This window comes from Paenibacillus sp. OT2-17, assembly GCF_009827695.1.
GTDB classification, from domain to species: domain Bacteria; phylum Bacillota; class Bacilli; order Paenibacillales; family Paenibacillaceae; genus Paenibacillus; species Paenibacillus polymyxa_B.
The window spans coordinates 1-843 of sequence record NZ_WUDQ01000937.1 but is presented as its reverse complement, the minus strand read 5'-3'; the positions used below and the strand labels follow the sequence as shown (position 1 = coordinate 843).

The 843-nt window shown below is 49.7% G+C and carries 1 protein-coding gene; it reads right to left on the bottom strand.

The genetic code is table 11. From position 1 onward, the window contains the following. On the bottom strand, nt 1–843 hold an 843-nt coding region (locus tag GRP75_RS28300; RefSeq protein ID WP_160791040.1), incomplete at both ends, for a glycosyltransferase family 4 protein.

The window sequence follows — 843 nt, the reverse complement described above, 5'->3', positions numbered from 1 at the left end:
CCCAGCAGGACACAATAGCCCTGTATTTCCATGGATTAGATTATCTTTTACCCCGCCTTCATTGGCACCGACCACAGGTGTACCGCTCGCCATAGCCTCCAGTACAACATTGCCGAAGGTTTCCGTGGTGGAAGGGAAGAGAAATACGTCGGCTGCGGCGTAGAGTTCAGCTAATTCCGGCCCTTTCACAAAACCAAGCCAGTGGACTGCATGCTCCGGCACCCCTAGATCCGCTGCAGTTTTGACCTTATACAATGGACCATCTCCTGCAATGACCAGCACAGAGGCTGCGCGGACGTCATCGGGTAACTGGAGATAGGAATCCAGTAACGTGTCTATCCCCTTTTCCGGTGCAAGCCTGCCTACATACAAAATAACAAATGCATCTGCATGAACGCCCCATTTCTTCCATACTGCATTACGGTCCACCTTTGGTTGGAATCGGTCAGTATCAATGCCTCTACTCCAGATTTCGAGCTGCCCCATTCCTTTATTGTGCAACAATTCCATGGTTGATTGAGAAGGGACATATACCCTTTCGCAATGTCTGTGAAACCAGAGCATGTATTTCCATAACGCAGGTTCAAGCCAGCGAAGCTTGTAATATTCGAGGTATTTATCAAAGTGGGTGTGATATGAGGCGACGAGTGGAATATGGTGTTTGGCTGCGTAGCTTGTTCCATACAGGCCAAGGTTAAATGGAGTAGCGACATGAATCAGATGCGGGGAAAAGGCTGACAGACGCTCGTTGATCTGTTTGGCGTTGGGGATCGCAAGTCTGCATTCCCGGTACAATAAAAAGGGAATACTCCGAAATCGCTCTACACCCGGCCCAGAGGGCAG